The sequence below is a fragment of the Shewanella sp. 1180_01 genome, assembly GCF_052850535.1.
This window is the reverse complement of sequence record NZ_VXCT01000028.1, coordinates 46,172-66,430: the sequence shown is the minus strand read 5'-3', so window position 1 is coordinate 66,430 and position 20,259 is coordinate 46,172. Positions and strand designations below refer to the sequence as shown.

The following is a 20,259-nucleotide window of genomic DNA, read 5'->3' as shown; positions in this document are numbered from 1 at the left end:
ACGCCGATACGCCGAGTGCAAAGGCCTCTTCAAAGTTTTCAGCCTCTGGCTGGGCGGCGACAGTGCGCACGGTATTGCCGTGACGGATATGCACTATCTCGGTGGCTGCTGGCGTTAAAGGCGGTTCAGGTTCAACCCCGCGCATTAACTCAGCGGCTTCAAGGTTGCTCATGCGCTTATGTGCTTTGGCAGCTAACTTATTAGCCTTGGTGAATTGGGTACGGTGGCGAGTGTGTTCGCGGGCGGCATCGGTATCACCAAAGCCAGTCGCTTGAATACAGTTGGCCTCACAGATCAGCAGACCAGACAGCGTGTAACACACCACCATGCCGTGCAGGTTATCGGGGTCAAAACGGGCGACGATCTTCTGGCCGACATAGCTATATAAAGCTTCGTGGTGATAACGGTTTTTACGGCTGGCAACCGCGCCGCCCGCATCGAGCACTATCGTTGCTTGGCTGCTAACACGTACCGCTTCGGCGCTGAGTAACAACATGCGTTTTTGTTCCGCAGTGGCTTTACGCACCGTTGCATTTTGATAACTGGCAGCAAAGGCTTCGTCGAATGACATTACGCCGCGACACACTTCAGTTTCACGGTTTGGCCTTTGGTTAAAAGTCTGAACGCCTTCGGCTAACACCCGCATAAACACCTCAGCAGCAACGGCTTTGCTGCCATAGTTGTCGGGTTTTGCCGTTGGGTTTGCGCCAGTGTATGCACCCTCAAAGGCAATGTTTTTATCTACAAATTCGCCCAAACCACCCACGCCAAAAGCGCGTTCTATTGGCTTAGCTTGGCCATGGCCTTTGCCGTGGATCACGCTCGACCAATGCAGTTGAATACCGAGCATGGGGATCAAACCCATAGGGTCGTCAGGCTTCACTTTAAAGCGATATCGGTTAGGTACGCCGCCCGTCATCCACTTGTTGGCGGCTGCACGGGTGTTATCCAGCGTAAGTTGCTTAGGAATACCGTATTGATTGACCACATCCATTAGCGACAGGCGAATAGTGTCGGTATTTTCAGACACACCAACGCGCCAAGCGAGGATCTTGCGGGTGCGAATATCCGCCCAAAACCACGTTTTGGGTCGCAGGATTTCACCGTTATGCCAGCGCACAAATACGTTATGTTGATAGCCGTCACCATTGATCCACTCCATCGCCTCGATATCCAGCACGGTACGTTGCTGTGCTGGGTAGAGTTGCATCAGTGCATGTTCGCCTTGGCGTAACATCACTTGCTGTTCGTGTGGCACTTCTTTATCTAAGCGACGTTTTAAGCTATCAACCGAGGGGACTTCCCAGTTGTGTTTTTTGGCTGTGTCTAACAAGGCCCAATAGCTAGTGGCAAAGTTAGGTTGTTCTAACCGCAGGTAGTCGGTTTTAAACCATTCCCACGCTTCATCACTCACGGGGGCTAAACGGTTAGCGGCGTTGTTCATCGCCGCAATTTTGTTTTTGGTCAACAACTGCGGTGCCCAATCGGCTTTATCAAAGCCTTCGACCTTTTTACAGTCACGGCGCAAGGTTGGCACGGCTACACCAAATTCAACGGCGATATGCTCGTAAGCTGCCATTTTGTTGGTACCGGATTCAACTAGCGCATAAAAGGCACTCACATAAGCCAGTTTGGCTTTGGCAACAGACTGGGCGTGTTCGCCCGCACGTTCCCACAATTGCCAAAGGCTAGCGGCATCGTAACGCTCACGCGCAGCTTTAGGTTTGGGGGCATTCAGCACAGTACCGTTAAGCTCAATCTTGCCTTGCTGTGCAAGCAACTTGGCTTTAGCGGCAGGCGGTAAACTGTTGAGGTGATATTCAAAACCACCGCCACGACCTTCACGTTTGCGGCATGTCCAACCTTCGCGCTTGGCTTTAGCGTTAATGTTTTGTGTCGTGCCAGGCATGTCAGGTAAACCGATTAATTCAGCAGCACTAAACCATTGTTTTTGTGATGTGCTCATTCATTTTCTCCATCGAACATCGCCAGCTCTGGTTCTTGGCTTTTACTGACGTTTTCGCTATGCCAGGCAATGCCACCCATCACATTGTTAAGTGCAGTGATGGTGTCTTCGGCTGCGCTTTGTCCTTGGTAAAAACGGATCAGCAATCCCATAGCTTCACTAAACGAGCCTTGTAGTTCGTTGACTTCGGTATTAGTGGCTTTACGGCCGCTGGGAATATCGATAACGAGGCGGTTGCTAGATGCAGCGATATACAAGGTCATGTAATCCGCACCACAGGCGTGCTCAAATGGGCGGATCAATACGGCAGGAATACGACCATTCTCAAGCCATTTATATAGCGTCCACTTGCTAGGCAAACCCATCAGATCGGCAACGCGGTCTACTGAAAGGTTTTGTTTTTCGCGGGCAAACTCTAAGCACAACTCCATTGAGTGGCGCAGATTATTTGCTCGTACCTTTTTCCAGTTGCGTCTAGCCATTGGAAACCCCTATAAAATTCAGTTCCAAACAAAGTCGATCGTTGCGCTTGTCGGAGCGATCGCATTGCTCATACACTTCAATGCAATTCAATCAATAAAACAGGCTAACTATGACCAACCCACTCAACGTACCAAGCGAACTCATACCCATGGATGCAGAAACACTCCACGAGTTGGTGACGTCATTTATCTTTGTTTCCATTGATGCTTTGCATGCTGAACTGCAACAAATACGCACTCTCTTACCAGGCGTTTTAGTGCCCGAAGTTCGTCCCGAAACGTCAACATCCAACGTAATGGCGCTAGGCGAATGTGTTGGTAACGCACTATCTTTCGCGTTTGCGCCCACTGACGACGAGCTTCGCTATGCGCTCTCGCATCTGCCACCGTCCCAAATCCAACTTTTAACCTCACGCCTTCGCCAAATAGCGCATCGCTTGGTTCAGTTAGAAGAGGATCATCATTGCCAGCTACTGGCGGTATCCCCTGTGTGGCATAAACGCTGGCGCTTGCTGATTGAGGGGCAGTTACATCCTGCTTACATAGGGGGCATGTTTTTTTAGGTGCGCTCATTTATGCGACCTCTTGAACTTGTTTGTGCGCACTTTTATTAGCTGTTGTGTTAATATCGTTTTCGACGAGTTTGTTAGGATGTGAGTAACGGCTAGGCCAGATCTCAGCGGCATCAATGCCAATGGCATCAGCAATTATGCGCTCGCCCTTTGGCCAAGAAACCCGCAACGCATTTTGCAAAGTGTTTGAGGCTAAGCCATTCTCACGGGCAACGGCGGATAAGGTGGAGCCCTGTTTACGGATGGCAGCGATAATATCGGCGCGATGCCAGTCGTCTTTTGTGCGAAGTGAAGTAGTTTGCTTACGCATTTTTTTTGCTCCTAGATATAGCTGTTTGCTTGAACTCATTTAGTTAACTGCAAGTGTAAATTAACCTCAAATGAATTCAGTTGCAATAGATTTATATCTTCATTCAAGTTCGGTGTTGAGTTTAAAAGCACTCATATTATTGTTTTTTATTTAGTATCAATGGGTTATCTTCTGTATGGATGAATTAAATAAAGTTGAACGACCTCATTCAAGTTCAGGTGGTGAAGTTGAATGTTTTAGTTCTAGGCTTACTGAAATAATTGGTTCAGACAGTGCGCGTTCATTTGCGATGAAGGCTGACCTTTCTCAAACAGCGATTCAGAAATATTCGATAGGTGACTCGACACCTAATGTGGAAAGGCTCATTGCAATAGCTAAAGCAGGCGGTGTGACCGTGGAATGGTTGGTGACGGGCAATGGCCCTAAGTACCAGAAGGATTTTGATGCGTTAGTTAGTCAGTCTCATACTGACAAGTCTGTTGATGTGGTTGCGCAAATGGCGACACCTTCGGGTTTTCTTTCTGAATTTGCTTTGATACCAGGCTATAGCGTACAAGTCTCTGCAGGCTGGGGGAGTGAGGGTTCGGATGAAGTTGAGCCTAGCCGTCATCTTGCATTTAGAAAGCGTTGGCTTAAATGGCGAGGCTTTGCTGAAAAGGACTTAGTAGTAGTATGGGCCAAGGGCGATAGCATGGAACCCATCATTAGCAATAACAACACCTTGCTAATTAACATGCAGCGCACCGAACTCACCGACGGTAATATCTTTGTTATCCGCAATGAGAACCAACTGTGGGTAAAACGTGTGCAGGTTATGCCTAACGCCTGGCGCTTACTAAGTGATAATAAGTTATATGACCCTATAGAAGTCCCAATGGATGAGCAGCACGGCTTTCAAGTTGTTGGGCAGGTTGTTCACATCTCGAAGGATATTGGGGATTAAAATTTAAACCTCTTTTAAACGTCACATAGGTTTAAATCACTGTGATCACTTTTGTAGCGGCATTCCTTTAAATTGGATCGCGATTGATCAAAATTGAGATCGCACCAATCAGATACAAAAACGGCGCGGTAGCCTGGACAACTCGCCCAGCAAACCCGCGCCGTTCCTCAATCGATCTCATTTATTCAGGCCAAATTTTATCTAATCTCGATTTAATTGGTTTCTGATCATTATTTAAGAGTCTATACAGCGCGGCCCTAACAGAGAATAAAACTGGTACAACATAAACGAGACTTGCTGGTTGCTAACTCGGGTAGGAATAAACTCAATTACACAGTTGTACGCCAGTTTCCGACCTTTATTCTTGGGATGGGCGGGATCAGCGATATAAACATGGATATAGCGATAGATATCATTATCAACACACATCAAAAACTTATGTGTAAAGAAACAGCTCTTCCCATCAGATTTAAAGCCATAATTAATATCACCGATTTTAACTTTACTAATATTAAGGCGTTCTTTACGCGGATTAGTTTTAATATTCTGGATGCCAAATAGGTCACTACGTTTACTAAGCAATTTATCTTGATCTGATTTTGATAGCTTAATACCAATCTTAATATAATCTACATCTACCGTATCCTCACTAATATTATCAATTGCTAATTGCATAAGATTTTGTTGGTTGCCAACGATTTCTTTATCTCGCAGCACTCTGATAATCTTTGTGATATTGGTTGTATAGCTAAAATTTTTAGGATTAGTGAGTTTAGCAATAACACGATTGAGTTCTGGCTGAACCATTGAGTGTTTATCAATATAAAAAATATTACTTTTAGTATAAAAATCTAGAATACTATTTTCATCTAAACCATCATTAGGCATAACAGATGTATTAGAACAATCATTAGAATAACTCATATACGAATACACTCACATTATCTTACATTACAGTCAAATTATTAACAATCAAGGATGTGTCAATATTTACAGATTAAAAATCTGAACCTGAAATTATAAAAATGCGTGCCAATGCTCAAATGAATATTGGCACGAACATATAGGTCATGAATTTACGTTAATCTGTCTCAACTTGAGACAAAATTGAATCACGTGCCGCTAAAATTTGCTCCGCACAGTCAACAATAGCAATCAATTCTACTGGGTGCATTTTTGAGAGAAGCTTAATACATTCTGCTGTTCTGCTTGTATAGACCGCACCAAATGTGCGAGCAGTATCATCTTTAATCATGCCCTTTATAAGATATCCCAACTCGGATTCATCATCGGATTCATCATCGGATTCATCATCGGATTCATCATCGGATTCATCATCGAATTCATCATCGGATTCATCATCGGATTCATCATCGGATTCATCATCGAATTCATCATCGGATTCATCATCGGATTCATCATCGGATTCATCATCGGATTCATCATCGGATTCATCATCGGATTCATCATCGGATTCATCATCGGATTCATCATCGGATTCATCGCAGTAAGGTAAATACTCTTTATCAGGATAAATAGAACCATCCTCTCCAAATTTATTTTCAAAACTCTGAATAGATTGTGGCTTTATATGTGTAGGTACTTTTAGATCACTTTTATGCGTTTGATTATCTGAAAGGCAATTAAACCTCCCATAATGAAAAATTTGTTGCTCTACAATTATAGCCGTCATAGGCTTATCTAGTTTACTATTTAACTCAAACCAGAAACATTTGAGTTGGTGCAAACCTTGAGTAATTAAAACACGATTAAGCTTCTGGCAAATATTGGAATTGATTTTTGGAGAACGCCAGTCATAACTATCATATATAGAGTAATTAATACTAATTTCGACAATCACTCGATAAACCGTTGCACGTGAGATAGTTAAATGCTTCCCCACAAATTCACTTATTGATTTACAGTTATAAGGAGGATATTTATACATTTCATGGATGTATATTAGAAATAACCAATATTTAAATTCTGCAAATGTGTTGAGAAGGTTTACAATTGTGTCATTTACCTCTTCCTGAGTTGGCTTATACTTGGGATTACCAAGCCCGATAGACTCTTGTTCACCAGTAATAATTTCAGGAATATCGCTTTCACCAACTTTAGGAGCACTTGTTCCATCACTTAAGTCTTGTACCCCATCACTTTCAACCTGATTGACGTCCAGCAAAATGCTCTTATTAGCTTGTTCCATTTGATGCTCCTCAGTTCAATTGTTAATACCAAATCTTCGATGTAGAGTGAATGCCACTCTCCACAGGGATCAATAATAAGGATTATCAATAGGTTGTATTCCCTCCGAACTAATGTAATTTTTTTTACTCAGAAGTAATGAGAAAAAGTTGGAACAAGTTGAAAAATCAAAAATAACAATTTAATTTCAATACGTTAGATGATAAAGAATTTATTATGTAGATAGGAACAGAAAAAGTATTGAAAGATGCTTGATAAATTCAACTAAAATTTGGATGGAATTGCTAAAGGACGGGGCTTATAGTGGATGGACACTTTGCTTTAACCCTTAGTTTTTCTATTTAAAAAGATAATAAAAAAAGCAAAAAAAACAAAAAAAACAAAAATAACCTTAAAAATTATATGGATAGATAGATGGAAGATATTTGTAAAACTCAAGGCCTTATTGGAACGGAAAACAATCCCATCTTATTGGAAAAACGCTTGTCCGACCGCATACTACTAAAGGAACACATGCCGTCTGTCGAATCAGCTGATTTAGCTAGGTACGCCAAAGCAAGCACAAAACATGCACAGCATGTTATGAACTTACTATCAACACCGACATTGAGCCTTGACGAGCTAAAAGTAGCCCTATTCCTATACGAACACTGGGCAAATCAAGATGATTGGGTTGAACAACAAGTTTTCTCCATAAAAACTAATCAATTTAAAACCGATAATTTCGGAAGTAATGGAGATTTATACTTTAGCCAATCAAAATCTAGCCCGCATCGACAAAAATTCAAAAAACCAAAAAACAACCTCTTACAACTAATCAATAAAACAAATATAACCCTTGATAAGGATTGTGATTTATTGAAAATCTTAACTAAGTTACATGACTTTGCACTTTTAACGTTAACTCAAGTAAATATCGACTTTTGCCTTAACAAACTCCCCCAAACTACAAATAGCATCATTACTGAATACGTTCATGTAGTTTTGAATAAAGGAGTAGTTAATTCTAAATTAAACTTAAAGTGGGGAAAACCCAAAAGAACTACAGTGAAAAACAAAGAAGAACAGAGCTCTTCACCTAGATTAGGTGGCATTAGGTGGAAAAAGTGAAGCATCCATGTTAGTTAAACAGTTATAAAAAGCAAATAAGAAATAGTTTGCTGTACCTAACCGTGTCAAAAACAGTGGCTGAAATTCAAGCTCAAAAGTGATATTATGAACGTGTTTCTAGTATCACTTTTCCCTTCTCGCTCAACCCTCTAAACACAATTCAATTTAATACACTTACTGGAGTTTTCTATGACTACAGCGACCCCTTATGCGCTGTATTTGAGCCGCCTGTCTATTAATAGTCAGCGCTCTATCAGCTCACAAATGCGCAGTATTGCGCGACTCATGCAGTGGCAAGAAGACTGTCTCGATGACAAGCTGTGTCAGATTGACTATCAACAAGCACTGCAAATACGCGCAGTGATGACTCATGCACAGTGGTCAGCCCGTTCCATCAACCGCGCCATGATAGCGATTAAGAATATCGTCAAAGTGGCGGCCTTGATGAACAAAGCCGATTTATCGCAAGTTGCAAACTTACAGACCATTAATCAAGTAAAGCACGGTGAGCATCAAGGTACGCCGCTAAGCACCGAGCAAGTGACCGCGGTATTGGATTACTGTAAAACGCAAAAAGGCACCTTTGCTACCCGTAATCTGGTGATATTTAGCCTGTTCTTGGGCACTGGGTTGCGCCGTAGTGAGTTATCGGCGTTGATGCTGAGTGACTACGATGCCAACTTGCATACCCTGACCGTGGCTGCGGGTAAAGGTAACAAGAGTCGCACCTTGTTCTTACCTGAATGGGTAGAGCAAAATCTGTTGGTATGGCTTAAGTTACGTCAGCGCCAGCAGGGTTATTTAGTGTGTAAGTCAACGCTAACTGGCAAGCTTAAGTTATCTGAGCCAACCACCCCAACGGCTTTATATCGGTTAGTTAAAGATACCTTGTATGAGCTAGGAGTGGATAACGTATCACCCCATGATTTACGCCGTACCTTTATAACTCGCTTGCTTGAGCAAAATGTGGATATCAATACCGTGCGCCAAATGGCAGGACACGCCGATATCAGTACCACCACTATTTACGATAAACGTGACCATGCGTTTATGAAGCAAGCCGCTGCGATGCTGGATTACATTCCGCCGGATAAACCCATTAAACGGGGGCGCAGCAGTCGATGATAAATGTCAAACCCATCGCTAAACACGCCAAGCATTGTTACTACCTTGCAACTCAAATCGCCGAAGACTTATTACTGTCAGCCGCCGATTATGGCTTTGAATATATGCCGTCCTATGCGATTAACTCGTTAGTAGGTATCAAGCTGCAACATGGCATTAACCATGATATCGACAGCACCCTAGCGCTGTTTCCGCTAAAGGATAATTACCCTGTAATGGCAGAAACGGTGCAGCACAATGCGCGGTTTCTGTGTGAACTGTTTAAGCTTGATGCCGCGATGAAACCTGTGATGGTGCTTATCATCGTGCTCAATGCCAATGCAGGACTCAAAGAGTTGCTTAACCTGCTAGCCGACCATGATGCGGATATCCTCATTCATTGGTTAGAGCAAGAAACAGGACTCAGCAGTGATGATATTCATGGGCAGCTAGCACCTTTAGCCCGTAATCGCTTTATTGAGGGAGCAGCATTACTCCTACCGCATTTGTTGAGAATACCTGAGCCGTTTAGGGTATTGCTGGTGACTGAAAAGCTCACTCGCCGTGAAGCCTTGCTCGCGCCGATTATCAAACACAGCCCTGCGGCACAGTTCAAGCTTAAACAATTTGAGCATGTGAATGCCGATTTGGTGTACCGCTATCTAAGGGCTGCCATGGCTCAGCGGCTTAAAGGGGTTAACATTTTACTCTATGGGGCTGCGGGAACAGGCAAGACCGAGCTATCTCGTACTTTAGCAAAGGCACTGCGGCGCAGCTTAGTGGAAGTGCAAAGTGTGCAGTTTGAGGATGGTAAAGTGACTGAGGAGTTCTTGAGTAAAGAGCCCACTAGCCAACGCTTAACCTACCTTAATCTACTGCAAAGCTTGCTCGATGGCTCAGATGAAAGCCTGTTATTGGTTGATGAATGCGAAAGCGTGTTTAAGCATGCCGATGAGCATTACTCCAAAGAAGGCTTAATGCGCTTACTGGAAACCAATCCTGTACCTGCTATTTGGATTACCAACCATGTATCGCAACTGGAGCCAAGCTACATACGCCGCTTTAAGCTAGTGATGGAAATCCCTGTACCCGATGAAGCCTTTAGCTTTGCCATGAGTAAAACCATGCTCAAATCACTTAAAGTATCGGATGCATTTCGCTTGGTGTTAGCGAGCAAATCTAATGCCGCTCCTGCTTATATTGCGAACGCCGCCCATGTGGCAAGTACCTTAGCCTTAACAGGGGATGAGGCTGAAATCGTGGTATTGGATGTTATCGATGCCACCCTTGAAGCCTGTGGGGAAGAGCCGCCAGCGGCTAAATATCAAGGCCAGCTAAGCTTTGACCCGAGTTGCTTAAACCTTAACGCCATCGACGGGCAAGATGCACAGTCCATTATCAGTGATATCGATACCGCGATAGCCAACAGTCTGCCTGTCAGAGTGTTACTCAATGGTCCCCCAGGTACAGGCAAAACAGGTTGGGTACATCACTTAGCTGAAACCCACGGCATGGATATCATGCACATCAAGTGCTCTGATGTACTAAGCAAGTATGTCGGTGAGAGCGAGCAGAACATTGCTGCGCTGTTTAGAGAAGCGCACAGAACAAAGAAGCTGATGCTCTTTGATGAAGTCGATAGCTTGCTCAGTCAGCGTGAGAGCGCTCAAGCGCAGTATGAAGTGCAGCTCATCAACGAACTGCTGTCACAGCTTGAATGCAACACCATGCCTGTGTTTGCAGCGACCAATGCACTCAGTGCAATCGACAGCGCAGTGATGCGCCGCTTTGACTTTAAACTGACCTGTGACTATCTGACTGAAAGCCAGCGCCAGACCTTGTATCGACAGGTGCTAGGAATTAACAAGCTCACAGCCATAGAGGTAGACCAACTTCATGCACTACAACAATTAACGCCCGGCGACTTCGCTATCGTAGCAAGGCGGATGTTATTTCAACCTAACCACAACCACAGAGCCACCGCTATTGCTCTGTTAACCCAAGAAAACAACCGTAAACAAGCCACGCGCCGCATTGGCTTTATCAACTAAACCCAGCAATACAACCCACTAAACCACGAAAAGGAACACCCCATGACAACATTATTGAGTTCGCTCAAGGTTATCGCTCGCCCTGAAATTGCCGTTAAGCCACCTATCATCGCCAAAAGAACCCGCTTGGCTGACAAGCTGAAGCAGCAATTGGACATGGCCGAATGCTTTATCCAAGGCAGCGAGTTTGAAGCCTACCGTGAGAAAAGTGTCAAAGACCCAGAGACAGGAGAGCGTAAGAAGGTGCGCCGCCGTATCACAGTGCGCCCATGGTACTACGATAGTGAAGGTCACTATTACTTCGAAGTCCGTATCGGGATTAAGCCTATCGAACTGGTAAAGGATAAACCCGCCATTGATGTCGGTGATAAAGCCAAGCTACCTGACACCATCAAGCTGATTATCGATGCAGTGGAGAAAGGCGAGCTAGATGAGTTCATCCTCAATGCAGCCAAATTCCCGACCAAGAAGGCTAAGGCTAGTGCAGAGGCCAGCACAGGCGCAAAGAGTGAGGCTAAGAGCGACACCTCAGCCAAAACCACCAAGTAATGCACACACTATCAGGAGCAGAAGGGACTTCCTTCTCTCCTGAGTCTTTAGTATCAATAGGGATAGACCATGGCGATTATCCGAGAAATCAATGTCAAATATCAGTTCAAAGAAACCCAGTGCGCCTTGGCCGAGCAAGCCATAACACGGCCTGAAGATACCGCGCAGGTATTTGACTACCTAAAGCATGAAACCAAAGAAATGTTTATCGTGGCTAACCTGACAACCCAGCACACCATTAATTGCGTAGAGGTCGTGGCGACAGGTTCCGTGAACGGCATCAGTATGCGACCCGTCGAAGTGTTACGCACGGCCGTTATTCTGAATATGCCCAGCGTTATCCTTGTTCATAACCACCCTTCAGGCGATCCAACACCAAGCACTAGCGATATTCAATTCACCCGTAAAGTCATTGAGTGCGCCAAAGTGCTGGATATCAATGTCCTCGACCATGTGATTATTGGCCTTAACCGCTTTACCAGCCTTCGTGAAACCCACAGCGATTTGTTCTAACACCTATTAAGGACACACAATGAATACCATCAACAAAGAGTTAGCATTGCCTGTCTCTGACAGACTGCTATTGGCATTAATCCCGTTTATCACTAACCAAGCCGACAATGCCGTGACGATTAACTTTCGTGATCCAGATTACAGCCCACAACGGGGTGGCTTTCATCCTGTGGAAATAAGGCTAGAGAAACACGCCGAGCAATGGCAGTTATGCTACATCACCGACTTTTGCTATGTCGGCTATCAGGGACAATGGGAATTAGTGAAAGAACTGGACTTTGACTTTAGCAGCGGCGTATTTCAAAGCATCAGTGGCCTACTAGTCATTGAAGCAGCAGTAGAGTTTTACCCGATATGGGAGCAAAACTTCCTATGCTATTGGCAGGAGTTAGACGTTTTTAATGTCAGTGTGTCGGCAGATTAACCCTCAAAACACTCAAAACCGCCGTAAAAGTCACCTATTAAACACGCTAAAGTCGACTACACTGATGCTCAAGCAGGAAATGTCTTCCTTGCTTGCGCTATGGACTGTCTTAAAGAATAAGGAGTAAACCCATGTCAGGATGGTATGAATTAAGTAAAAGCAGTAATGAGCAATTTAAGTTTGTATTAAAGGCGGGAAATGGAGAGGTCATTCTCACCAGCGAGCTTTACACAGGTAAGAGTGGCGCGTTGAACGGTATTGAATCCGTGCAAACCAACTCCCCAATCGAAGTCCGATATGCCAAAGAAGTAGCAAAAAACGAGAAGCCGTATTTCAACCTCAAAGCAGCCAACCATCAAATCATTGGCACTAGCCAAATGTATTCGAGCACGGCTGCAAGAGATAACGGGATTAAGTCAGTGATGGAGAATGGTAAAACAACCACCATTAAAGATTTGACCTAGGCAAGTATGCCCAGTGTGGTGCTTTGCAGGAAGGAAATTGATGAACTCTAGCAAAGTAGCGAGTTGGTAAGTATCTAACATGACTGAATTTTAGATACAAAAAAACCGACGCTAAGGTCGGCTTTGAAGTGGTACCAGTGGCCAGACTCGAACTGGCACGCTTTTAAGGGCGCGGGATTTTGAATCCCGTGTGTCTACCGATTTCACCACACTGGCATTATCTTCAATCTCAAAAACTTTGCAAATCTTTGCAAGGATTTTGCACGTTAATTCTTTTGAATTAACTTTTTACATCATCAGCTTAGTGAAAATTAAGCTGTAAACACTGTGACTTTTGAATCCCGTGTGTCTACCGATTTCACCACACTGGCATATCAAATATGCACTTAGAAGCAATCAAAACAACTGGCTGTCTCTAAGTGCTGGGAATTATACCTTTGCCCATGACAATGGCAAGCCTTTTGCCGCGACTTTAATACAAATTGCATTTAACCGCTCAAAAATCATGCTCTTGGGGTTATTCTGCACCATGGGATAACAAAAAGGCGGTATATTCTTTATCACTTTTTTGGATATGGTTAACCAGCCAAGCCTTCAAGAAAGTCATTAATTCGTCGGCAACATCTTCCCCTTTTACAACCCGCTTTTGAAAATCAAGTACTTGCCCCACTAACTTGCCGTGCTTTTCCTTATGACTGTCGGTCTGTGGATAGCCAAAGCGGGCAAAGAGCTCTTCTTCATAGGCAAAGTGATTGGCGGTGTAATCCACCAGCCCTTGCACGATACGTTTGATGGCTTCAAGTCCATACTCTTCGTTTAACGTGCGATGCAGTTCATTGATCAGCGACACTAATCGTTGATGTTGACGATTGATCTCTGGCATCCCTATGTCTAACTCAGGTCCCCATTTCACAAACAGTTTATTTTGTGCCTGACTCGAGTTAAAGAATGCCGCATTCACATGGAATCGGTGCAGCAAGGAGCCGATTTCCTGCGACATGTTATACACTTTCAAACTCGATAAGTTAGTGTTGTTGGTGTGGGACGCATTACTTAGGGCGAGCTCTGCCATCACAGTGATATTTTTATTTATCTCTTCAGCAACTGTGTGTTGTTGCCCCGATGCCGTGGCGATTTGATGGGACATATCGGTAATGGTCTCTACCTGCGTGACGATTTGTCCGAGCGCGCTGTGGGCTTGATTCACCATCTCAGCGGTTTCGTCGGCAATGACCACGTTTTTCAACATGACTTCAACGCCATGTTGTGCACCTTTTTGTAATGCGGCGATTTGTTGTTGGATTTCCACCGTGGCTTCAGATGTCCGTTTCGCAAGATTACGCACTTCATCGGCGACAACGGCAAAGCCGCGACCATGCTCACCGGCTCTCGCACTTTCAATGGCGGCGTTTAAGGCGAGTAAGTTGGTTTGCTCAGCCACCTGCGAAATGGTTTCGATAATGCTACTGATATTATTACTGTCGGCGGCCAAGTGCTCAATCACGATTCGAGTATCATGGATCTGTGCTGACATAGCGCCAATTTTAGTCACTATGCCATTCATGATTTGGTCGCCATGCTTGGCAGAACTTTGAGCTATATCGGCAGCTTTGGCCGCACTGATTGCATTTTGCGACACCGCTTGCACGCTTGAAACCATTTGCGTCATCGCACTGGCGGCCAGTTCCGTTTGATGCTCTTGCTCTAACACCCCTTGTTTTGCCTGCTCACTGATGACCTTGATATCCGAGGCCACTTTTTTCATGCCTTCGCAGGTATCAGACAAAGATAAAATCGTGCGGCTAACATCCTCGCCCATGCGGTTGATACTATGCACGACCTTAATGAATACGCCTGCATCTTTCTCTTCTAATTGATAGCTTAAATCCCCCTCGCCTAAATGATGGGCGGCACGTTCAAGCTGTCTTAAATTGCGAATTAATTTATTGATGTTGAACATTAAAATGCCGGCGAGCGCGCTTAAACACAGGATGGCGACAAAGTGCCCTGTGATCACTAAACAATAGAGTGGATAAATCAGCAACAGCAGTGGCGCAAAGATAGAATTATATCCCATGGAATCCTTGCGACTTTTATTAGAATCCATTTTTTACTCCTTTAAAAAACTAATATCGCAGCATTCATCTAAAAAACCAAAACCAATAAATAGCATGGTGCGATAACGAAATATCGATCTGGTTAAGTAGATTAATCCTAGACACTAACAGAAGAAGAAACAAAGCCAAATTATTTGAACTCATCACTGTTAAGCATAGCCTCAAACTTGACCAAGATCACAGAGTTAACTAAGGGTTATGACTTTGTATTCCTATGTCGATTCTTTATTGATCGAGATCAGTATTTTAGCTATCGAATACCGCTAATTTAGAGAGGACTTCACAGGAAAGAGGATTTCAGTCATGGCATTTTGGTTAGATCTAATGTTTGGTAACCCCATAGGCTTACTTTCAATGATCGTTATCTTTAGCACAATAGGGATAGTGTCTTATATCACTTGGATGTTCATTGTGAAGTCGGCACCGAAACAATAGTTTTTGCTCCAGTTGTTCTTCATGTTCTTGTATAAATGCAAAATCTAGGGGGTTTTTATCACCCCCATTTTTTGTTGTCTCGCTTTTCAGAATGTTGCAACTCATCTAAAGCCAGCACTCATCCTAGCGAGACAAAACACGCCTATGCAGCGTGTTTTCTGTTTTGTACTAGACCATTTAAAAATTGCGGACGCGCTTTAATCAACGACTGCATCTCTTCCTGGCTCGGCTCACCCGCAGGCAAACGCAGCACATCGCGGTTGAGATACATGCGGGCCTTCATGGCAATCTTATAGTCGGCTGTCGGTCCCTGAATCGCATAATGGCGCTCGTTACCGAGTTTTTCTAAGATGCAGGCATTCAATAAACTTTTCACAGCGGTTTCATTTTGCGGCAGAGTCAAAATTGTGGCGCCCTGAAGAAAGAACTCTCTGACTAACGCTCGCTCTGCAGGATCAAGCAGGTTCACTTTAGCTTCAATCGTCTCAATAACGCGCTTATCACTTAAATGACGGATAGACTCATCTAAGCCTAAGTTAATTAATTGACTCAAAAAGTAAGCGATAGAAACGATTAGACCTAATCCAACAAACTGTGCATGTTCCGGCACAAATTTATCGAGCGCCAACACTGCCAACACGTTCGGGGGAATAAGGAGTAAGACAGTACAACTCACCATTAGCCACAGCATGACTCTGAACATCATTTTCTTTGGACTAACAAACTTAACTGAATCCAGCTTGAGTTTAAACATAGTGCTATCCCAGTGACAAAAAATTGAACTTATCGGCTAATAAGCAAATTCAATGCCATAAATGAAGAGATATTTCGTTGATTTTATTCGCAAGAAAATGCACTTTCTGGATCTGTAAGTCTATGCTTATAAGCATCTCAAGCCGCTATTGCATAAAGAAAATTTAAGATGCTGACATTCTTTAGCCAACTTATCAAAAGTCCCATAGGCAGGCACCTTACCTTGTCTATTGTACTTTTTAGCTCTGTTATCACCTTAATCACCACTGCCTATCAGTTGATCAGTGATTATCGCAATGACGTTGTGCGTATCGACAGAGTGTTTTCCAATATGGAAAAGGTGAACTTAGATGTGCTCGCCGCCAGTATTTGGGTGATTGACGAGCGGCTCATTAACACTCAGCTCAATGGCTTAATTCAGCTGCCCGATATTAACTACATTTCGATTAAAGATGACAGCGGCCAAGCGTGGAATGCCGGTGTGCAAAAGCAAGAACACTCCTTAGATAAAACCTTTCCTTTAGTTTATAAATCCCCGACCGAGAGTATTAATGTCGGCACACTCGAGATACAAGTCGATGTCGATGCCATCTATCAGCGCTTGTATGATAAAGCCATTATCATTCTGCTCTCTAATGGAATAAAGACCTTCTTAGTTGCTGGATTTATTCTGTTTTTAGTATGGTTCAATATCACCAAGCACTTAGATAAACTCAGTCAATACTGCAAAGATATCGACCTAGATCACGAATACGAGCCGCTGCAATTTGCCCGCCAAGAAAAAATTGATGAGTTTAAACAAGTCGCCGACTCCATCAACAGCATGCAAGTACAACTGAGAAGCTCCTTTGGCGCCTTAAAGAAATCTAAGGCTGAACTGCAAACGGCCCTAGAAGATAGAGAGCGGCTACTCAAGCTCGAACGTAGCTATAAAGAAGAACTCGCCAGACAAGTCAAAGAAAGGACCATAGAACTAGAACAATCCCTTAGCGCACTAAAACGGGCGCAACAAGTGTTAGTTGAGCAAGAAAAAATGGCGGCCTTGGGAGGATTGGTGTCAGGCGTTGCCCACGAGATAAACACGCCGATTGGCATTTGTTTGACGGCGGCGAGTGCGCAGCTCAGCCATATTGAAGAGCTGATCGACCTGATCCACAGCGACCAAGCCACCTTAGATGAAATCAATGAGATCCTTAATGAGTATCAAGAAAGCTGTGAACTCATAGTCCGCAATATCACCAAAGCCAGTAGTTTGATCCAAAAGTTCAAAACGATCGCCATCGATCGCAGTCATGAAGAACACCAACCTTGTAACTTAAGTCAGCAACTCCACGAGATTTTAGAGTCGACATTAATTATGCATCCGCATGTCAACGCCGTCACTGAAATCAGCGTAGAGCCCACACTCAATATTCAAACCAATATCAGCTTATTGAATCAGATCGTCAGCAATATTCTGTCGAACGCCTTTACCCATGCTTTCCAAGGACGTGAAGATAATCTCATCCACATCAGCGCCACAGTGGACGAAGAGTCGATTCTAATTAGCATTCAAAATAATGGCTTAGAAATTCCAGCCGATGTCGCTGAACACATGTTCGAGCCATTTTTCACTACGAATCGTAATAAAGGCGGCACGGGCTTAGGATTATCAGCGGCCTTTAATGCCGCGACGCTATTGAAAGGCACTATGAGTTATCGCGCAGACTCAACACTTGGTGGCCCGCAATTTGATATCAAATTTCCGTACACTCAATGTGAGCCTACGATCCTCAATGGCCAACAAGATTTTTATATCTAGATATAACGCAGTGGAATGACACAATATTGCAGTGATACTCACCGTTCATACGAGCGGTGAAATCATCAGTAGAAAAACGTTAATCCTTTAAAGCGTTTCTTGAGCTTGCAGCGCTAAGCGCGCTAATACTCGACTTGCCGCCACGAAGCCAAATGTCCCAGTGACCATAGTGACAGCGCCAAAACCTGACGCACAATCCATTCTCATACTGCCATCGGCCGCCGCTTTAGTACCACAAACAGAACCATCGGCTTGTGGATAAACTAGCTGCTCACTGGAAAAAACCGCATCTATCGCAAATCGGCGTTGCACGTTTTTAGAGAAGTTATATTCGCGGCGCAAAATATTGCGCACTTTGGCTAACAAAGGATCTTGGTAAGTTTTAGCGAGATCAGTTAACTGAATTTGAGTCGGATCTGTCTGCCCACCCGCACCGCCGACAGTAACAATTTTGATTTTTTGACGTTTACACCAGGCAATTAACGCGGCCTTTTGCTTAACGGTATCAATACAGTCAATAACATAATCAATGTTGCCGCCCTCTTTAGCCCCGAGCAAATACTCACCTAGATTATCCAATGTAATAAAATCTTCAATTTCATTCACTTGGCAATCAGGATTAATTTCACGGATCCGCTGCGCCATCACAGCGACTTTAGAACTACCAATAGTGGAACTGAGAGCGTGAATTTGACGGTTAGTGTTAGTGACACAGATATCGTCTAAATCCATCAAGCTTATCTGTCCGATGCCGCTTCGCGCTAAGGCCTCTGCCGCCCAAGTACCTACGCCACCAATACCAATCACCACCACGTGGGATGTGGCAAATTTAGCCAGAGCCTTTTGTCCATACAAACGGCCAATTCCGCCAAATCGATTTAGATAGGCCTCAGTCATAAATACTTACCTTATATTACCCAATAACAGCAGGAGCGCTTGCCCTAGCATCGAATGGATGCCAACAGGGGGGCAGCTTAATAGCAACACCAAAAATGTGCGGTGGATTCTAAACGATCTGGACATAAATCGAAATCAGATCCGCAGACACATAACGCCAGATGCAAAAGGATACGATTGCCAAGCAAGCGTAACAAATGAAAAGACTCATAATGTATGGCCGAACAACTCGGTAATCAACATAATGAAAAGCTGTATTTTACTTGTAAAACAATATGTTGAATAAACCGCTCTTTATATAAAACTTGATCAAGATCACACTTTATTGCTGAAAGTCTGTGCAGACTTTGCCACACAAAAGCTCAACAGCATGCATAGATACTTAAGTTATCCATGCATATAACAGCGATAAGCACAGGAAAATGAAGATGAAAAAGACTCTGCTGACTACGGCTATTATTTCTAGCCTCACACTCTATTCATTCACAGCACTCGCCGATGGCCCTGAATTCTATGGTCATGCTGATCTTGCTATTACCAACTCAGACACAGGCTACGCAACTCAGAACCAAAAGGACGGCACTGTCCTTGAAAACAACTTCTCATGGTTAGGCGTAAAAGGTTCTGAAGCTGTAAGCCCCTATTTTGACATCATTTATCAAATGGAATTTGGCGTCGAAAACTTTGATAACTCAAACAAGACGTTCAATGCCCGTAATACTTTCCTTGGTATCAGAAGTGCGGCTGGTACTGCCTTAGTGGGCCGTAACGACACAGTATTTAAATCAGCTGAAGGTAGCTTCGATCTCTTTGGCAACACCAACGCCGATATCGACTTGCTGGTTGCAGGCCAAACTCGCTCCGCCGATGGCATTTCTTACTATTCACCTAAAATTGCCGATCTGGTGACGCTTAATGCCACCTATCTGATGAGCGATAACTATGATCAAGTGGATAGCAATGGCGACGAGGTGTACAGCAAGGATCACATGTATGCTCTGAGCGCCACCTTAGGGGATAAAGCCTTTAAAGCACAAAACTACTATGTCGCTGCCGCCTATAGTGATGGTATTGATAACGTTGAAGCCTACCGTGGTGTGGCCCAAGCTAAATTCGGTGACGTGATCTTAGGTGCCTTATATCAACACAGCGAACATGTGGATGATAAGTTTGCCAATCTCTCAGGTGATACCTACTTCGTCAACGCAGCCTACTTAATTGGCGACTTGAAATTGAAGATGGTGTACGGCAAAGATGACTCAGGTTTGGGTAAATACGTGAGCCGCTATGTCGGTGACCAAGACAACAGCGGTTTGGAACAGGTTCGCGATGTCGACCTGCAACAGTTCAGTGTGGGTGCAGATTACCGTCTGAGCACTAAGACTATGGTCTATGGTCACTACACGCGCTTCGATGGTGATCTTATGTTGGCCGATGTGAAGCAAGACCTTAATGACAACGTCTTTACTGTTGGTTTACGCGTTGATTTTTAAATAGATTAATAAACTGACCACAAGGTTATTTCTTGATAAAAAAGCGGCTTCGGCCGCTTTTTCTGCT

General features: G+C 44.0%; 19 protein-coding genes, 1 tRNA gene and 1 pseudogene. 12 read left to right on the top strand and 9 right to left on the bottom strand.

Features of this window, described 5'->3' with window-relative positions:
- Both FW758_RS14950 and FW758_RS14945 read right to left on the bottom strand, forming a co-directional pair.
- A partial coding sequence (locus FW758_RS14950) for a transposase domain-containing protein (protein WP_446445804.1) occupies positions 1-1,966 on the bottom strand: 1,966 nt, incomplete at its 3' end.
- Positions 1,963-2,448 (bottom strand): hypothetical protein, encoded by a 486-nt coding sequence (locus FW758_RS14945; protein WP_263174136.1) that lies wholly within the window; start codon positions 2,446-2,448, stop codon positions 1,963-1,965. The genes FW758_RS14950 and FW758_RS14945, both read right to left, overlap by 4 nt.
- A 110-nt stretch (positions 2,449-2,558) precedes the next feature.
- On the opposite strand from FW758_RS14945, the gene FW758_RS14940 reads away from it, so the two are divergent.
- The gene (locus FW758_RS14940; protein ID WP_263178275.1) at positions 2,559-3,011 is read left to right on the top strand and encodes a hypothetical protein; all 453 of its coding nucleotides are present in this window, start codon (positions 2,559-2,561) and stop codon (positions 3,009-3,011) included.
- 10 nt (positions 3,012-3,021) lie between these two features.
- Here the strand turns inward: FW758_RS14940 and FW758_RS14935 are convergent, their stop codons facing one another.
- Complete coding sequence (locus tag FW758_RS14935; RefSeq protein WP_446445803.1) at positions 3,022-3,330, bottom strand: helix-turn-helix domain-containing protein; 309 nt, start codon at positions 3,328-3,330, stop codon at positions 3,022-3,024.
- Positions 3,331-3,505: 175 nt separating this feature from the next.
- On the opposite strand from FW758_RS14935, the gene FW758_RS14930 reads away from it, so the two are divergent.
- Positions 3,506-4,273: an XRE family transcriptional regulator gene (locus FW758_RS14930; RefSeq protein ID WP_446445802.1), complete on the top strand. Its 768-nt coding sequence runs from the start codon at positions 3,506-3,508 to the stop codon at positions 4,271-4,273.
- A 234-nt stretch (positions 4,274-4,507) separates the two neighbouring features.
- On the opposite strand, the gene FW758_RS14925 is transcribed toward FW758_RS14930, so the two are convergent.
- Together FW758_RS14925 and FW758_RS14920 are read right to left on the bottom strand one after the other, a co-directional pair.
- Entirely contained in the window at positions 4,508-5,197 is a 690-nt protein-coding gene (locus FW758_RS14925; protein ID WP_446445801.1) for a hypothetical protein, read from the bottom strand.
- A gap of 157 nt (positions 5,198-5,354) precedes the next feature.
- On the bottom strand, positions 5,355-6,482 hold the full coding sequence (locus FW758_RS14920) for a hypothetical protein (protein WP_446445800.1): 1,128 nt from the start codon (positions 6,480-6,482) through the stop codon (positions 5,355-5,357).
- Positions 6,483-6,895: 413 nt separating this feature from the next.
- On the opposite strand from FW758_RS14920, the gene FW758_RS14915 reads away from it, so the two are divergent.
- From FW758_RS14915 to FW758_RS14885, 7 genes and pseudogenes are all read left to right on the top strand, one after another.
- A complete protein-coding gene (locus FW758_RS14915; RefSeq protein WP_446445799.1) occupies positions 6,896-7,591 on the top strand; it encodes a hypothetical protein in 696 nt (231 codons plus the stop codon).
- A 189-nt stretch (positions 7,592-7,780) separates the two neighbouring features.
- Positions 7,781-8,716 carry a tyrosine-type recombinase/integrase gene (locus FW758_RS14910; RefSeq protein ID WP_446445798.1) on the top strand — a complete coding sequence of 312 codons (936 nt, stop codon included), beginning with the start codon at positions 7,781-7,783 and terminating at the stop codon, positions 8,714-8,716.
- The gene (locus FW758_RS14905) at positions 8,713-10,746 is read left to right on the top strand and encodes an AAA family ATPase (RefSeq protein ID WP_446445797.1); all 2,034 of its coding nucleotides are present in this window, start codon (positions 8,713-8,715) and stop codon (positions 10,744-10,746) included. The genes FW758_RS14910 and FW758_RS14905 overlap by 4 nt, the downstream gene beginning before the upstream one ends.
- A gap of 12 nt (positions 10,747-10,758) precedes the next feature.
- Positions 10,759-11,295 (top strand): annotated as a pseudogene (locus tag FW758_RS14900) (DUF6641 family protein); the annotation flags it as partial.
- Positions 11,296-11,364: 69 nt separating this feature from the next.
- Positions 11,365-11,808, top strand: coding sequence for a JAB domain-containing protein (locus tag FW758_RS14895; protein WP_115335485.1), 444 nt, complete (start codon positions 11,365-11,367; stop codon positions 11,806-11,808).
- Between the two features lie 19 nt (positions 11,809-11,827).
- Positions 11,828-12,232: a DUF2787 family protein gene (locus FW758_RS14890; RefSeq protein WP_446445796.1), complete on the top strand. Its 405-nt coding sequence runs from the start codon at positions 11,828-11,830 to the stop codon at positions 12,230-12,232.
- 131 nt (positions 12,233-12,363) lie between these two features.
- A complete protein-coding gene (locus FW758_RS14885) occupies positions 12,364-12,696 on the top strand; it encodes a YegP family protein (RefSeq protein ID WP_446445795.1) in 333 nt (110 codons plus the stop codon).
- Positions 12,697-12,825: 129 nt separating this feature from the next.
- On the opposite strand, the gene FW758_RS14880 is transcribed toward FW758_RS14885, so the two are convergent.
- Together FW758_RS14880 and FW758_RS14875 are read right to left on the bottom strand one after the other, a co-directional pair.
- Positions 12,826-12,912, bottom strand: a tRNA-Leu gene (locus tag FW758_RS14880).
- 301 nt (positions 12,913-13,213) lie between these two features.
- Positions 13,214-14,803, bottom strand: coding sequence for a bacteriohemerythrin (locus FW758_RS14875; RefSeq protein WP_446445794.1), 1,590 nt, complete (start codon positions 14,801-14,803; stop codon positions 13,214-13,216).
- A 313-nt stretch (positions 14,804-15,116) separates the two neighbouring features.
- On the opposite strand from FW758_RS14875, the gene FW758_RS14870 reads away from it, so the two are divergent.
- On the top strand, positions 15,117-15,248 hold the full coding sequence (locus tag FW758_RS14870) for a DUF3149 domain-containing protein (RefSeq protein ID WP_006083014.1): 132 nt from the start codon (positions 15,117-15,119) through the stop codon (positions 15,246-15,248).
- 142 nt (positions 15,249-15,390) lie between these two features.
- Here the strand turns inward: FW758_RS14870 and FW758_RS14865 are convergent, their stop codons facing one another.
- The gene (locus FW758_RS14865) at positions 15,391-16,002 is read right to left on the bottom strand and encodes a superinfection exclusion B family protein (protein WP_259511227.1); all 612 of its coding nucleotides are present in this window, start codon (positions 16,000-16,002) and stop codon (positions 15,391-15,393) included.
- Positions 16,003-16,170: 168 nt separating this feature from the next.
- On the opposite strand from FW758_RS14865, the gene FW758_RS14860 reads away from it, so the two are divergent.
- On the top strand, positions 16,171-17,802 hold the full coding sequence (locus FW758_RS14860; protein WP_446445793.1) for an ATP-binding protein: 1,632 nt from the start codon (positions 16,171-16,173) through the stop codon (positions 17,800-17,802).
- Between the two features lie 87 nt (positions 17,803-17,889).
- Here the strand turns inward: FW758_RS14860 and tcdA are convergent, their stop codons facing one another.
- On the bottom strand, positions 17,890-18,699 hold the full coding sequence (gene tcdA, locus FW758_RS14855; protein WP_259574913.1) for a tRNA cyclic N6-threonylcarbamoyladenosine(37) synthase TcdA: 810 nt from the start codon (positions 18,697-18,699) through the stop codon (positions 17,890-17,892).
- A gap of 428 nt (positions 18,700-19,127) precedes the next feature.
- On the opposite strand from tcdA, the gene FW758_RS14850 reads away from it, so the two are divergent.
- Positions 19,128-20,192 (top strand): porin, encoded by a 1,065-nt coding sequence (locus FW758_RS14850; protein ID WP_446445792.1) that lies wholly within the window; start codon positions 19,128-19,130, stop codon positions 20,190-20,192.
- Positions 20,193-20,259: the final 67 nt, after the last annotated feature.

Bases quoted from the DNA above. Each gene is read 5' to 3' on its own strand.
- FW758_RS14945 (WP_263174136.1), bottom strand. From the start codon at position 2,448: ATGGCTAGACGCAACTGGAAAAAGGTACGAGCAAATAATCTGCGCCAC.
- FW758_RS14940 (WP_263178275.1), top strand. From the start codon at position 2,559: ATGACCAACCCACTCAACGTACCAAGCGAACTCATACCCATGGATGCA.
- FW758_RS14935 (WP_446445803.1), bottom strand. From the start codon at position 3,330: ATGCGTAAGCAAACTACTTCACTTCGCACAAAAGACGACTGGCATCGC.
- FW758_RS14930 (WP_446445802.1), top strand. From the start codon at position 3,506: ATGGATGAATTAAATAAAGTTGAACGACCTCATTCAAGTTCAGGTGGT.
- FW758_RS14925 (WP_446445801.1), bottom strand. From the start codon at position 5,197: ATGAGTTATTCTAATGATTGTTCTAATACATCTGTTATGCCTAATGAT.
- FW758_RS14920 (WP_446445800.1), bottom strand. From the start codon at position 6,482: ATGGAACAAGCTAATAAGAGCATTTTGCTGGACGTCAATCAGGTTGAA.
- FW758_RS14915 (WP_446445799.1), top strand. From the start codon at position 6,896: ATGGAAGATATTTGTAAAACTCAAGGCCTTATTGGAACGGAAAACAAT.
- FW758_RS14910 (WP_446445798.1), top strand. From the start codon at position 7,781: ATGACTACAGCGACCCCTTATGCGCTGTATTTGAGCCGCCTGTCTATT.
- FW758_RS14905 (WP_446445797.1), top strand. From the start codon at position 8,713: ATGATAAATGTCAAACCCATCGCTAAACACGCCAAGCATTGTTACTAC.
- FW758_RS14895 (WP_115335485.1), top strand. From the start codon at position 11,365: ATGGCGATTATCCGAGAAATCAATGTCAAATATCAGTTCAAAGAAACC.
- FW758_RS14890 (WP_446445796.1), top strand. From the start codon at position 11,828: ATGAATACCATCAACAAAGAGTTAGCATTGCCTGTCTCTGACAGACTG.
- FW758_RS14885 (WP_446445795.1), top strand. From the start codon at position 12,364: ATGTCAGGATGGTATGAATTAAGTAAAAGCAGTAATGAGCAATTTAAG.
- FW758_RS14875 (WP_446445794.1), bottom strand. From the start codon at position 14,803: ATGGATTCTAATAAAAGTCGCAAGGATTCCATGGGATATAATTCTATC.
- FW758_RS14870 (WP_006083014.1), top strand. From the start codon at position 15,117: ATGGCATTTTGGTTAGATCTAATGTTTGGTAACCCCATAGGCTTACTT.
- FW758_RS14865 (WP_259511227.1), bottom strand. From the start codon at position 16,002: ATGTTTAAACTCAAGCTGGATTCAGTTAAGTTTGTTAGTCCAAAGAAA.
- FW758_RS14860 (WP_446445793.1), top strand. From the start codon at position 16,171: ATGCTGACATTCTTTAGCCAACTTATCAAAAGTCCCATAGGCAGGCAC.
- tcdA (WP_259574913.1), bottom strand. From the start codon at position 18,699: ATGACTGAGGCCTATCTAAATCGATTTGGCGGAATTGGCCGTTTGTAT.
- FW758_RS14850 (WP_446445792.1), top strand. From the start codon at position 19,128: ATGAAAAAGACTCTGCTGACTACGGCTATTATTTCTAGCCTCACACTC.